General features: G+C 68.1%; 11 protein-coding genes. 5 read left to right on the top strand and 6 right to left on the bottom strand.

The features are described from left to right. Nucleotides 1-6: 6 nt before the first annotated feature. The 3 genes from NL115_RS12605 to NL115_RS12595 form a co-directional block, all read right to left on the bottom strand. Entirely contained in the window at nt 7-1623 is a 1617-nt protein-coding gene (locus NL115_RS12605) for a winged helix-turn-helix transcriptional regulator (RefSeq protein WP_254829710.1), read from the bottom strand. A 272-nt stretch (nt 1624-1895) separates the two neighbouring features. Continuing rightward, complete coding sequence (locus NL115_RS12600) at nt 1896-4259, bottom strand: S8 family peptidase (RefSeq protein ID WP_254829709.1); 2364 nt, start codon at nt 4257-4259, stop codon at nt 1896-1898. A gap of 229 nt (nt 4260-4488) precedes the next feature. Continuing rightward, nucleotides 4489-5013, bottom strand: coding sequence for a deoxyuridine 5'-triphosphate nucleotidohydrolase (locus NL115_RS12595; protein ID WP_254829708.1), 525 nt, complete (start codon nt 5011-5013; stop codon nt 4489-4491). Nucleotides 5014-5799: 786 nt separating this feature from the next. Here NL115_RS12595 and NL115_RS12590 point away from each other — a divergent pair. From NL115_RS12590 to NL115_RS12575, 4 genes are all read left to right on the top strand, one after another. Beyond that, complete coding sequence (locus NL115_RS12590) at nt 5800-6924, top strand: tRNA (guanine(26)-N(2))-dimethyltransferase (protein ID WP_254829707.1); 1125 nt, start codon at nt 5800-5802, stop codon at nt 6922-6924. A gap of 72 nt (nt 6925-6996) precedes the next feature. Then, a complete protein-coding gene (locus tag NL115_RS12585) occupies nt 6997-7857 on the top strand; it encodes a YihY/virulence factor BrkB family protein (protein WP_254829706.1) in 861 nt (286 codons plus the stop codon). Nucleotides 7858-7964: 107 nt separating this feature from the next. Further along, complete coding sequence (locus tag NL115_RS12580; protein WP_254829705.1) at nt 7965-9233, top strand: YihY/virulence factor BrkB family protein; 1269 nt, start codon at nt 7965-7967, stop codon at nt 9231-9233. Between the two features lie 4 nt (nt 9234-9237). Next, nucleotides 9238-10173 carry a phosphatase PAP2 family protein gene (locus tag NL115_RS12575; protein ID WP_254829704.1) on the top strand — a complete coding sequence of 312 codons (936 nt, stop codon included), beginning with the start codon at nt 9238-9240 and terminating at the stop codon, nt 10171-10173. A 168-nt stretch (nt 10174-10341) separates the two neighbouring features. Here the strand turns inward: NL115_RS12575 and lrp are convergent, their stop codons facing one another. Further along, the gene (lrp, locus tag NL115_RS12570; RefSeq protein WP_254829703.1) at nt 10342-10797 is read right to left on the bottom strand and encodes an HTH-type transcriptional regulator Lrp; all 456 of its coding nucleotides are present in this window, start codon (nt 10795-10797) and stop codon (nt 10342-10344) included. Nucleotides 10798-11047: 250 nt separating this feature from the next. Here lrp and glnA point away from each other — a divergent pair, with 250 nt between their 5' ends. Next, nucleotides 11048-12400: a type I glutamate--ammonia ligase gene (glnA, locus tag NL115_RS12565; protein ID WP_254829702.1), complete on the top strand. Its 1353-nt coding sequence runs from the start codon at nt 11048-11050 to the stop codon at nt 12398-12400. 160 nt (nt 12401-12560) lie between these two features. On the opposite strand, the gene NL115_RS12560 is transcribed toward glnA, so the two are convergent. Both NL115_RS12560 and NL115_RS12555 read right to left on the bottom strand, forming a co-directional pair. Beyond that, the gene (locus NL115_RS12560) at nt 12561-12971 is read right to left on the bottom strand and encodes a DUF6276 family protein (protein ID WP_254829701.1); all 411 of its coding nucleotides are present in this window, start codon (nt 12969-12971) and stop codon (nt 12561-12563) included. Nucleotides 12972-13033: 62 nt separating this feature from the next. Continuing rightward, nucleotides 13034-13729 carry a V-type ATP synthase subunit D gene (locus NL115_RS12555; protein WP_254829700.1) on the bottom strand — a complete coding sequence of 232 codons (696 nt, stop codon included), beginning with the start codon at nt 13727-13729 and terminating at the stop codon, nt 13034-13036. Between the last annotated feature and the right edge of the window lie 12 nt (nt 13730-13741).

Raw genomic sequence — 13741 nt, 5'->3', positions numbered from 1 at the left:
GGGGGGTCAGTCCGAGGCCATCGCCTCGCCCGCGGCCGGGCGCTCGGCGGGGGGCTCCTCGGGCTCCAGCATCGTCCGGGCGGCGGCGGTCAGCTTGTTCATGACGGCGCGGCCGTCGCGCTCGCGCACGACCACCTCGTCCTCCTCCAGCCGCTGGACGTGATGGGTGACCGTGCTGGGGTCCTTCCCGAGTTCGTCGGCCAGGTCGCTGACCGAGGCCGCGCCCAGCCGGGCGAGCGCGTCGATGACCGCCGCGGTGGAGTCGTCGTTCATCGCCGCGGCCAGCTCGACGCCCTCCGTGTGGGCGGGATAGAACCGGCGCTTGCCGCGAACCTTCGCCCCGCTGACGAGGTCCTCGCGCTCCAGCACACGGATGTGGTGGCGGGCCGTCGACAGCGGGATGTCGGCCCGGTCGGCGATCTCCGAGAGGTACGTCCCCGGCGAGTCCTCGACGACCTCGAACATCGCCTCGCGGGCGTCGTGTTCGAGCGGGTCCGAGTCGTCGTACCGGGAGTAGCGGAACGGCGCCAGCATCCGGACGAGGCGGTCCAGGTAGCTGGAGCCGGGCATCGCCGCCGCGGTCGTGCGGGCGGTCGTCTCGAGGCTCCCCGTCATGCCCGAGAGTGCACCCGACTGGCGGGTGGCCGCGGCCGCAGCGGCTCCGAGGAGGCCGACCATCGCGCCGGCTCCGGCTGGGCCGCCGGGAGCGTCTTCGGGCGAGATGGGCGCCTCGACCCCGACGGCGTTCTGTCGCATCGCCCCCGTATCGCCGCTCCCGTCCGCGTCCGCAGCTTGTGGCTCGACGGCGGCCGGGGCGTCGGCGGCCGGGACGACCGGGTCACGGGACCGGGGCGATGCCACCCGAGCGGTGTCGGCCGTCGCATCGGTGGGCCCGCTCGTGCCCGCGGTGAGCCGGTCACCGGTGTCGCTCAGGGCGTCGGAGACCGTCGTGAGGGTCGTCGCAACCCCGTCGGTCGTCCCGCCGGTAGCGGTCAGCCGGAGAATCGGGTCGTCGCTGGCGGTCAACTCGACGAGTTCGATTTGGTAGCCGGTACCGCTCGTGGACGAGGTCGCATCCACGTTGACGAGGTCGGTCTCGCTGACCGTCTCGCTGTCGAGAGATGCCGTCGTCGAGTCGGAGACCAGCGACGGCAGTGACTGCCGGAGCAGCGAGTCGTCGCCCTCGCTGGGGAGTATCTCCCTGTTGGTATCATCATCCGAGCCGAACGAGTCAGAGGAGTCCGACGAGTCGGTATCGTCATCCGAGCCGAACGAATCAGAGGAGTCCGACGAGTCGGTATCATCATCCGAGCCGAACGAATCAGAGGAGTCCGAATCCGACGAGGGCGTGTCGGAGGAAGACGTGTCCGAGGAGGAGTCGCCGCCACTGGTCGTCGTATCACCACTCGAATCGGAGTCGGACCCCGAACCAGAATCCGAGTCGGAGTCCGAGAACAAGCTATCGCCGGATTCGGCATCGGAATCCGACGACAGCCCATCGCCGAAACCGCCCCCACCGTCATCGTGGGGCCCGACGGCTACGGCGGCCGGCGCCACGAGCGACAGCCCGAGCAGGAGGGTGACGAGGACCACCAGTCCACGTCGTGTACGTGCGTAGTTCATTGCACCACCGGGATACCGCTGGCAGTTGTCACCGATACCCGACAGAGCAGGATAGGTGTTTGGGTGCGCATGTACGGGTGTTTATGTTATTTATACGCATCTCGGCGGAACCGACGACGGACTGGACCGGAACCGGACACCTGTCGGCGATGGGACCGCCCGAACAGCAAGTCGGTGGGGCGGGGGCGAGACATCGAACTGGAGCATCGTGACGATTGCTCCCGGACAGCACCGGCACGCAACGCTCGCGGGTCGTGGGGCGAGCGGGCCGGTCAGAGCGGCGACCCAGTTCCAACGGCGGCGACGTACTCCGTGCTGGAGGTCCCGGAGACTGGGACGAACGTGTCGGCGTTGTCCACACCGCTGTTCTTCCTGACCTCCGTCGGCCCGAGGGAGTACTGGTTGCTCGCCGCCGGGTCGCTCGGCGCCTCGACGAAGAAGGAGAACTCCGCCGACTCCCCCTTCGTGGTCGCCTCGTTCACCATCCCCGTGTCGAAGGAGACCTCCGTATCGCTCTCCTTCGTCACGCCCTCGTTCGTGCCGACGACCGTCCAGCCGTCGGGCAGTTGCTCGCGGGCGGCCTCCACGTCGTGACTGAGTATGTCGATGGTGACGGTGACCTGGTTCGTCCCGCCGGCTGTGAACACCTGCCCGTCGTCCTGGCGGGACCCGGTCGCCGAGAGCGTGACCGGCTCGTCACCGAGCGGCGCGAGATTGATCTGTTCGTACGTCGGGACGTTGCCCGGCTCGGCGAACGTCTCGATGGTCCGGACGGCATCGACCAGTCCTGCACCGGCGTTGTACGGCGTGTACGCCGCCTCGGCGTTGGGGTTGGCACCGCCCTCGATGAGCCGGATAACCTCCTCGGGGTCGGGATACTCGCCGCCGTTGTTCCGGTAGTAGGCCTCCATGACCTGTGCAGTCACCCCGGCGGTGACCGGACACGACATCGACGTGCCCGAGAGCGCCGAGTAGAAGACGCCGGTGTCGGCGGGCGTCGCGCCGTAGCTGGCCTCCAGCGCTTTCAGCGCGGAGGCGCCCATCGTCGAGACGACGGCGCTACCGGGTGCGATGACGCTCGGCCGGTAGACGCCGTACGGACCGGTCGGCGGGTCCGCGGACTGCTTGCGCTCGATGAGATCGATGGTCCCGGTCGCCTGCACGGCGGCGTACGGGATGATCTCGAAGACGTACGTCGCGTCGGGGTCGACCTGCGCGGAGAGTACCTCGGGGTTGTTCAGCGAGGCCGCGGAGCTCTCGACCGGGCCATCCTCGCCCCCCTTCCGGAGGTTGATGTCGAGGTCCTGTCCCGGCGGGTTCCAGGAGATGGTCGCCTCGATGGAGCCGACGCCATCGTTCTTCGGCGTGTACTCCACGTACGTCGGCGAGCCGACCTTCGCGCCGTCGGCGGCGACACTGGCGTCGGCCCCGGGACCGGCCGTGAACGAGAGCGAGTCGGGCTGCTTCTCGTCGGCGAACGCCTCGGCGGAGCTGCTCTCGCGGTTGAACTCGTTGACGTTTGCCAGCGCGTCCCGGCGGTCCTCACCGGTGAAGCCGCCCTCGCCGTTCGGGAACTCGTTCCAGCGGGCGCCCTCGCTCTCGGGGTTCTGCTGGCCGTGGTTCGCCGTCCGACCGCGCGAGGAGAAGCTCGTCGGCTTCGTCGTCGCGTCGATGCCCTCGCCCTGGCCGTCGTGACTGGCGGCGATACAGAGGATGTGGGGCGCGGTCTTCGCGCCGCCCAGCGTGTTCGTGCTCGGGCCGCTGTTGCCGGCCGAGGAGACGACCGTGATGCCGGCGTCGAACGCCCGCCACGTCGCGCGCTCCTGACCGCCGGCGGGGTTGAAATCGTTGCCGCCGGCGGAGCCGTAGGAGTTCGACGTGATGTGGAGCTCCTCGCCGAGGCCGCCGTCCTCGACGGGCGCCGTGAGCGTGTCGAGGATGTGGTTGTACGCGGCGACCGCGTTGAGGATGAACAGGCCCGCACCCGTGGAGTAGACCGTCAGGTCGGCGTCGGGCGCCATCCCCTCGTGTTCGAGGTTCCGGTTCCCCTCGCCGACGACCGACCCGGAGCAGTGGGTACCGTGGCCGATGTCGTCCGTGTCGGCGGGGCCGACGTCCGTCCAGGCCGTGTCCGTGCTCAGCGGGTCCTGGAACTGGTAGTTATGTCGCAGGCGGTCCTGGAGGTCGGGGTGGTAGGCGTCGACCCCGCTGTCGATGACCGCGACGTGTACGCCGTCCCCCGTGTAGCCCAGGTCGAAACGCTCCTGGGCCTCACCGGCCGTCGTGGCGACCTGCGCGTCACCGTTGTGGTAGTCGATACGGCGGTTCGCCTCGACGTACTGTACCCGGTCGAGACCGGCGATGGCACGAAGCGCCGTCCCGGTCGCCCGCGTGTAGACGATGTCGAGGGCGTCCATCTCGTAGGTCCCGTCGGGGAGGTCGAACCGGTCGAGAACGTCGTAGCTGGCACCCGGCTCGAACACGACCAGTGCCCCCTGGAGGTCGTCATCCTCCGCATCGATACCGTCCCCGAGAGCCGCACGCACGGTGTCGGCGGCCGCCCCAGTGGTCGAGAACAGGGCACCACCCGCAGCGGCACCCGCACCCTTCAGCACGGTCCGTCGGTTTGCGTCCATACCGCTTCCATCCCGTGAACAAGGTAAACAGATTGAGACAGATTCGTCCAAAGGTTACGGACATACAACCACATATAACAGATATTCAGTCAGTTTGTTTTACATTGTCACGCACGCCAGAGAGTGTCCAACCAGCAACGGGATAGCGAATCAGCACCGGCGGGGAGAACGTCCGGCATCCCGAGCTCAGGCCCAGTCGCCGGGCGACGCGACCGGCGACATCGTGCGTTCAGACGTTCTCGCCCTGATAGTCGCCGTCGTACGCGCCGGTGTGTTCGGCCTCGGCGAGCACGAGTTGGGCAACCCGGGCGCCGGTCTCGATGTCGATGTCGTGGCCGACCTGCAGGAGTCCCTCGCCTTTGCCCTCGTAGCCGGCGTCCCAGACCGCCGTGTTCAGCATACAGGAGTTGCGCAGGAGCGACGAGCGCGGGTAGAGGAAGCCGACGTGGCCCTCCGGGATGGAGATGACCTCGGCGTACCGGACGACGTAGTTGCCGGGCGTGAGCCGGTAGCCCTCGCGGTCGGGTCCGTCCTGGCCCGCGTGTTCGTAGCCCGCCTCGCCCTCTAGCGCGTCGCCGATTGGCTCGTTCACCTGCTTGTAGCGCGGCCCGACGGACTTCCCGTCCGTGGTGATGCGACCGGGCCCCTTCTGGCGGAAGACCGCCTCCAGCGTGAGGTCCACGCCGTTGGGCTGTACCTGCTCCTCGCTGGTCGGTGTGATGTGCTCGGCGACGAACGCGCCGCTGCGGAACATGGCGGGGAGCGCTCGTCGTGTGGGCTTAGGGATTCGGGTTCTGGCGGATGGGTGGTAGTAGGGTGACTTCACGACGGAACCGACAGCCACGATGAGAACCAGCTGAAAGCCCCCGCCCGCTCGACCGGCCGCGACTCGCTGCGGTCCTCGGCCTCACTTCGTTCGGCCTGTGGTCCTTGCGTCGTCGGGGCCGAGTCGAGGCGGGCGGCCCCTTTCAGTCCCGCCCTATGTGGCTTGTGTCGGCTCGCGATGGCCCTGCCCTTCCCCAGGTCGCACGGGCCTCGGCGCGAGCGCCTCGACCACGCGCTCCCGGCCAGCTGGCGGTTGCTCGATATAATCGGTTCCGGGACGAGGAAGCGCGCGAGCGCCACCCGAAGCGAACCGCGAGCGCGAGCGAGCGTGTTCGCAGCCAGTCGGCGCTCGCGCGGGGAGGTATGGGGACGCTAGCGCTCTGCTGGAATCACCACGCGCGAACGCTCGGTGATACAGGAACGGGGCGGGACTGAAAGGGGCCGCTCGCTCGGCGGGTCCCCGGCGAAGTAAGCACCGCAGGGCGTCGCAGGCGCCCGAGGAGCGCAACGAGTCGCGGACCCCCGAGCGAGCGGGGGCTTTCGATGGAATCGACCAGAGCACGGAGATCATATCTATAAGCACGCACATATAGACGTAATCTGAAGCGTAGATTCCAGAATACGCCCACAATATCAGAAGATGCGATTCTTCGGGCGGAAACGATACGACCCACGAACGGAGCCCCTTAGTCCCCGCCTCCACTCCATCCGGTCGATGAACGTCTCGGAGGGGAGAATCACGGTCGAGGTGCCCGAACAGCCCGAGCAGGGCGCGGGCGATGCGGTCTTCTACAACCCGGAGCAGGAGCTGAACCGGGACCTGACGGTCGCTGCGCTGCGGGCCTACCGCGAACGGGCCGAGGAGGAGGGCGTCGACGGGCCGCCGCCGCGCTCGTATCTGGACGCGACCGCCGCCTCGGGCATCCGCGGCGTTCGCGCGGCCGCCGCGGGGTTCGAGGCGACGTGCTGTGACGTGGACCCCGAGGCCGTCGCCCTGGCCCGCGAGAACTTCGCGCGCAACGACCTCGACGGCGAAGCGGTCCACCGGGACGCGAACGCGCTGATGCACGAGGACCGCTTCGACGTGGTCGACCTGGACCCGTTCGGGACGCCCATCCCGTTCGCCGACGCCGCCTTCCGGTCGGCCCGCACGCTCTGCTGTGTGACGGCCACCGATACGGCGCCGCTCTGTGGTGCCCACTTCCAGTCGGGGGTCCGGTCGTACGGCGCCGTCCCGCGGAACACGGACTTCCACGCCGAGATGGGGCTGCGCATCCTGCTGTCGGCACTCGTGCGAACGGCCGCACGCTACGACATGGCGGCCGAACCCATCCTCTCGCACTCGGCGCCCCACTACGCCCGGACGTACCTCGAACTCACCTCGGGCGCACAGGCGGCAGACAGCCTGCTGGAGGAACTGGGCTACGTGGACTGGTGCCCAGACTGCTTCTGGCGGACGTCTCGGCGGGGACTCGTCCACGACCCCGTGGCGGAGTGTCCGGACTGCGAGCGCCCGACCAAACCGGCCGGCCCGCTCTGGCTGGGACGGACCCAGGAGGACGGCTTCCTCGCGCGCGTCCGCACGCACGTCGACGAGGACGAGATGGGTGCGTCCCGCGCCGTCGGGCGGACGCTCGACCGACTCGACGTCGAGCTCGACGAGCCGACCCACTACGACCAGCACCGGCTGTTCGGGAACTGGAGCGCCCCGGCCATCGGGATGGACGAGTTCATCGACGAACTCCACGAGGCCGGCTTCGAGGCCTCGCGGACCCACTACGGCGGGACGACGTTCAAGACGGACGCCGACGTGGCCGAGATGGCCGCCCTGTTCGCCTGAGCGGACGGGCGTCCGGCTGCGACGGACCCGCGGTCACGGAACCTTTGTACGGCAGGGTCGAACCCGGGCGCAGTGGCAACCAGCGACCTCTCTGCCGCTGCCCGCGAACACGCCACCGACGCCGTCGACATCACCCGGAAGGTGGTTGAGCGGGCGCGCACGGCACGTGTCACCTTCCTGGCGGCAGCCGTCGCCTACTTCGTGGCCGTCTCGCTGCTCCCGCTCGCGGTGGTGGTGGTCATCGCCGCCTCGTTCCTGGGCGGGACGGACCTCGCACTGATCATCATCGGCGAGGTGACCGCTCTGTTCGGTCCCCGGGTCGACGAGCTGCTCTACCGGATACTCACCGAGAAGGCCACGGGCGTACAGGTGACGCTCGTGGGCCTTCCCGTCGTCCTGTGGGGAGCGCTCCGGACGTTCCGGGGGCTCGACGCCGCGTTCGAGGAGGTGTACGGCGCCGACGAGCGTGACTCGTTGCCCGAGGCGCTGGTCGATGCAGCCGTCGTCTTCACGACCGTCACCCTCGGCGCCGGGCTGATGGTCGTCGTCGGGTTCGTCGTGAGCGCGACGACGCCCATCGGCACCATCCTCGAACCGCTGGCGCTGTTCGTGGGTCTCGCGGTCGTCTTCTTCCCGATGTACTACCTGTTCCCCAACGTCGACCCGGAGCCGACGGAGGTCCTGCCGGGGACGCTGTTCACCGCGGCAACGTGGACGCTGTTCCAGGCCGGCTTCCAGTCGGTACTCGCCGACATCAGCGGGGCATCCGGCGTGGCCGTCTCCAGTGCGGGGGCGTTCGGCGCCGTGTTGCTCATCCTGACGTGGCTCTACGGCGGGAGCCTCCTGCTGCTGGTCGGAGCGACCCTCAACGCCGTCATGGCCGAGCGGGTCACGGTCGAGGGCGAGGACGACCTGTTCCCCGAGTACGGCTGACCGGCCGTGCCAGGGCCACACTCCCCGGTGACCGCCCGACGGAACCCGCTCCGACACCAGCCGCCGGTTCCACCCGTTTTATGTGACCGTCTGCCGAACGCCGGCCCATGAACCAGCGGGCGTCGCGACTGGCAGACGTGACCCGGACGACCGTCCGGGCGGTCCGGTCGGACCAGATCACGTTCATCGCGGCCAGTCTCTCCTACTACGCGTTCATCTCGCTGATCCCGCTGTTGTTGCTGGCCATCGTCACTGCGAGCGTGTTCGGCGGCGAACAGCTCGCCGCCGGGCTCGCAGACCGGGCCGCCACCGCCTTCGGCGACCAGGCCGGGGATGCCGTCCGAGGTGCACTCACTTCCGCCGCCGGACAGGGGGGCGCCACCCTCGTCGGCCTGGCGGTGTTGCTGTGGTCCGGACTGAAGCTGTTCCGGGGCATGGATGTCGCCTTCTCGACGGTGTACGGGGCACCGCTCCCGGAGGGCATCATCGAGCAGGTCCGAGACGCGTTCATCACGCTGGTCGCGGTCGGCCTCGGCATCGCCGCGACGGTCCTTCTGGGCTTTCTCATCGCACAGGTCGACATCCCTGCGCTGGGCATCGACCTCGCGAACGTCATCGGCACGCTCCTGCTCGTCGTGGGGCTGGCGGCGGCCTTCTTCCCGCTCTACTACTTCCTCCCCGCCCAGAACGTGACCCCGCGAGAGGCGCTCCCCGGCGCCCTCTTCGCGGCCGTCGGCTGGACCGCGCTCCAGACAGGCTTCCGGGTCTACGCCGCGGGCGCCGGTACCAGCGCCTACGGTGTCCTCGGGGCTGCACTCCTTCTAGTGACGTTCCTCTACTTCGGCGCCCTCATCCTCCTCGTCGGTGTGGCCCTGAACGCGGCCAACGCGGGACGGCTGGCGGAGGACGACATCGAGACCGAGATGGAGAGCATCGACAGCGAGAAGCGGGACTCAGACATGACCGAACGAGATACCGAGCTGAATCTGGACATCGACACCGAGGAACTGGACGACGAGGAACTCCGGCGAGCGGTCGAGGGGCTCCGCGAGGACCTCGCGGACTTCGAGGAGCGCATCGACGACCGGACCGTCCACCGCGAGGAGATCACGGACGAACTCAAACACTACGTCCGCGGACAGGTCCGCAAGGGGAAGGCCCGCGGCTGGGGCCCCTACCTCGTCCTGCTGTACGGGACCGCGATGACGCTGGGTGCGTTCTATCTCCTCGGGGACATCGCCGCCGTCCTCGCCATGTTCGTCATCTGGCTCTCGACGCTCGGGCTCTACACCCTGATGCTGCTGGTCGGTGCCGGCGTCGGCGCCGCCCGCGCACCCGGGAGGATGAAGGACCGTATCGACGAGTTCCGCTCCTGACCGGATGTCCGCATCCGGCCACGACGCGCTCCGCCGGGTCGCCGTCGTGCTCACGACCCGCGGTGTCGGGCTCGAATCACTGTTCACCGGCCTCCCCCTCGCGCTGCTGGTCGGCTTCGCCGCCCTGACCCAGCTCGGCGACGTCTGGTTCTACTTCCTCACGCTCGCGACCGCCTACTGGGTCGGTGACACCGTCGCCGGCAGCGACCGCCGGCACGCCGCCTTCCTGCTCGGCTGTGCGCTGACCGCGCTTGCGCTCTCGACGACGCTCAAGGGCTACTTCGCACTCCCGCGCCCGCCCGGCGCGGGCGTGGCCGTCGGTGCCGACCGGCTCCCCGGCGCCCTGCGGGCGTTCTACGTCGACGCGGCGACGGCCGACGGGACCGGTTTCCCCTCCGGGCACGCGCTCGGTGCGGCCCTCGTCTGGGGCGGCGCCGCGCTCACACTGGAGACCGACCGCCGGACGCGGCTCGCGGGCGGGGCGGCGGTCGTGCTGCTGGTGGGCCTCTCGCGCGTCGGGCTCGGCGTCCACTACCTCGTGGACGTGCTCGCGGGCTGGGCTATCGGTGGCGCCGCGCTCACCATCCTGCTCCGGGTCGGCGGTGACCGGAACCCGGGACGTGTCTTCTCGTTGGCCGCGCTGGTGGCGCTCGCCGGCGCTGTCGCGAACTTCGACGCCACGCACCTGACCGCGCTCGGGGCCACGCTCGGGGCACGCATCTCGTGGGGGGCGGTCGGCGAGGACGCACTCCGGGCGCCCACGAGCCTCCGGTCCGGCCTCGTCCTCACGGCCGTCGGACTCCCGGTGCTCGGGGGACCGTTCTTCTACCTCTACGCGGTCGAGCCCGGTCCCACCGTCGCGTTCGCCGCCAGCGCGGTCATCACCGCCAGCGTTCTGGTGTTGCCGCTGGTTGGAGATGTCGTGCGGAAGAGCATCTGACCCCGACCTCCGAGCGCTGTCGCTGAGCGGTTTCGACGGTGCCGCGCGCCGAAGGTGTGCGATTCATCGGCCACAGCGCGCGCCAGCTGTCCGGCTGTCCTGCCGGGGACGAACCGCTGGGGACGCTGGCGACGCCGGGGACCCATCCGAACGACGGGAGCGTTCGCGTTACTCGAAATCCAGATCGAACTGCTCGTGCTCGATGACCGTGTTGAGCACGACACTGGTGTTGGACTCCTTGATGTCCGGGTCGATGAGCAGCTCCTTGATGCCCTCGTTCATGTGGTCCGTGTCGGTGAACTTCCCGATGGCGACGATGTCGTGGTCGCCGGTCACCTCGTACACCGAGACCATCTGCCGGTGCTCCTGGAGTCGATCGGTGATGTCGGGGAGGGCGTCCCCCTCGACCTTGAGCTGGATGATGGCGGTGACGTCGTACCCGAGTTCGCCGTAGTCGACGACGGGCGTGTAGCCGCGGATGATACCCTGCTCCTCGAGGTCGGAGAGGTGGTTCGAGACGGTCGTGACGGAGACATCGAGGTCCTCGGCGAGGCTGCGGAGCGATGCGCGCCCGTCGTTGAGCAGGGCGTTGATGAGGCGGCGGTCCAGGTTCTCGTAGGTCATACGTTCCCTATCGGGAGAGGGGATTTAGAACTTTATGAACACCCACTTTTTCGCGCAAACACCTGACGCACACCCCGAACGGCGGGAGCGACCCGGGCGTTGAACTTCGGGCAGTTATCCGAGCAGTACCGAACCATATCTGTTCATTCATCCAATAATAGCAGGTATTGCCTCTAGTTCGGCGGAGAGAAACTCGCCCAGAGCGCCAGTATTTTATCCAAGGGAGTGTTGGAACCCGGTGACGACGAAAATGACGAACGATAACCTCTCTGCGGAGGCGGAACAGGTGGTCGAGGAGATCGAGGAGAAGAACGTCGACTTCCTCCGGCTCCAGTTCACGGACATCCTGGGAACGGTCAAGAACGTGTCCGTCCCGGCCGACCAGGCCGAGAAGGCGTTCACCGAGGGCATCTACTTCGACGGCTCCTCCATCGAGGGGTTCGTCCGCATCCAGGAGTCGGACATGCGGCTCAAGCCCGACCCCGAGACGTTCGCGGTACTCCCGTGGCGGAACACCGAGGAGCACGCCTCGGCACGCCTCATCTGTGACGTCATCAACACCTCGACGGGCGAGCCGTTCGAGGGCGACCCGCGCTACGTCCTCAAGCAGGCCCTGGAGCGCGCCGACGACCTCGGGTACACGGTCAACGCCGCGCCCGAGCCGGAGTTCTTCCTGTTCGAGGAGGACGAGAACGGTCGCGCGACGACGAAGACCAACGACGCCGGCGGCTACTTCGACCTCGCGCCGAAGGACCTCGCCTCCGATGTCCGCCGTGACATCATCTACGGGCTGGAGGACATGGGCTTCGACATCGAGGCCTCCCACCACGAGGTGGCCCAGGGCCAGCACGAGATCAACTTCGAGTACGACGACGCGCTCACCACGGCCGACAACGTCGGCACCTTCCGGACGGTCGTCCGCGCCATCGCGGCCCAGCACGACCTCCACGCGACGTTCATGCCCAAGCCCATCCCGCGCATCAACGGCTCCGGCATGCACACCCACTTCTCGCTGTTCCAGGACGGCGAGAACGCGTTCCACGACGAGGACGACGAGTTCAATCTGAGCGAGACGGCCAAGCAGTTCACCGCCGGTATCCTCGAGCACGCGCCCGCGCTCGCCGCGGTCACGAACCCGACGGTGAACAGCTACAAGCGACTCGTCCCCGGCTACGAGGCACCCGTCTACGTGGCGTGGTCCGACCGGAACCGCTCGGCGCTCATCCGCAAGCCCGCCGCGCGCGTCCCGGCAGCCAGCCGCATCGAGGCCCGCTTCCCCGACCCGTCGTGTAACCCCTACCTCGCGTTCGCCGTGCTCATCCACGCCGGTCTCGACGGCATCGAGCGCGGCCTGGAGTGCGACGACCCCGTCCGCGAGAACATCTACGACTTCGACGAGGCCAAGCGCGAGGAGTACGGCATCGAGACGCTGCCGACCAACCTCGGCGAGGCCATCGACGAGCTCGAAGCGGACGAGACCATCCTCGACGCGCTCGGCCCGCACATCGGCGAGAAGTTCGTCGAGGCCAAGAACGAGGAGTTCCAGGACTACCTCGTCGACGTCTCCGAGTGGGAGCTCGACCGGTACCTCGAGACCTTCTAACGCACCTTTTTTCGGTTCGGGTTCCGCGCCGCAGGCGCGGAACCGCTCACCGAAAAAATCTGCACCAAAAAAGCCGCTCCTCGCTACGCTCGGAGCGGAGAAACCGCGCTCCCTGCGGTCGCGCGGTATGCAGTAACTGTCTCTGGAGAGGCCTGCGTCGCTACGCCGCTTCCTCCTCGCTGCCCGCGTTGATGAGCTGCTGGAGCTGCTCCATCCGCCGGTTCAGGTCGACCGCCGGATCCGTCGAGCCCTGGGTCTGGAGCCGGTCGACGGTCATGATGGGGTCGACGCCGGCGTCGATGACGACATCCAGCAGCTCCTCGATATCCCGGCGGTTGAGCGCGAGCGAATCCAGCAGGCCGATGGCGATGGCCATCGGCACGGCCACGTCGGGGTCCTGGGGGAACTCCTCGCCCAGCTGTTCGAAGTCACCACCACCCTCGTCGGCGGGGTGGAGCCGGAGACAGCGCGAGCAGAGGCCGGCGTGTTCGGTCTCGGCCGGGAGGTGGCCACGGTACTCCTCGGGCACGTCGAACGTCACGACGGCCGCGTTACAGACGGGGCAGCGCATACCCACCCTTCACGGGCAGGGGTAAAAACCAGTGTGGGTAGCCGGACGTCCAGGGGGGGCGGTCAGTCGTCGGCGGAAACCGGTTCCTCGGCCTCGGATTCGGCCTCCTCCTCGGCGCGGGCGACGGACTCCTCTTCTTCCTTCTTGGCCTTGATCTTCTTCATCCGGAAGATCTCCTCGCGCTCTTGCTCCTCGAGCTTCTGCTCGATGTACTCCTGGTTCTCGTAGAGCTGCGGCAGGAGCGTGAACTCCAGGGCGTTGACACGGCGTTTGGTCGTCTCGATCTCCGTGAGCATCTTCTTCATCGCCGTCTCCACCTCGGCGGCGAGGATGATGATCTCCAGCAGTTCCTCGTACGCCTCGGCGGCCTCGTCGATGCGCGCAGAGGTCCCGACGACACCGTAGCCACGCTCGTCGAGGGACTTCTTGACCTTCGAGGACTCGATCTGGGGGACGACCACGCCCATGATGTTCTTCGACTGGGTCGTGATCTCTGGGTGCTCCTTGAGCGCGGCCGCGGCACCGCGCACGGAGACATCACCCTCCATCGCGCGCGCCATGTTGATGGCACGCTGAGCCCGCTCGTAGCGGTCGTCCATCTGCTCGCGGACGTCCTGGGCCTGGTCGAGGATGTCCATGAACTCCATGATGAGGCCGTCACGCTTCTTCTCGAGGGTGTCGTGGCCCCGCTCGGAGAGCTCGATGCGCTCCTCGATAGCCATGAGGTTCTTCCGCGTCGGCTTGACGTCCTTGGCCATTATCGGGTCGTT

Source organism: Haloglomus salinum (genome assembly GCF_024298825.1).
Classification (GTDB): Archaea; Halobacteriota; Halobacteria; order Halobacteriales; family Haloarculaceae; genus Haloglomus; species Haloglomus salinum.
The sequence above is the reverse complement of the archived record's forward strand: the minus strand, read 5'-3'. Positions and strand labels throughout refer to the sequence as shown.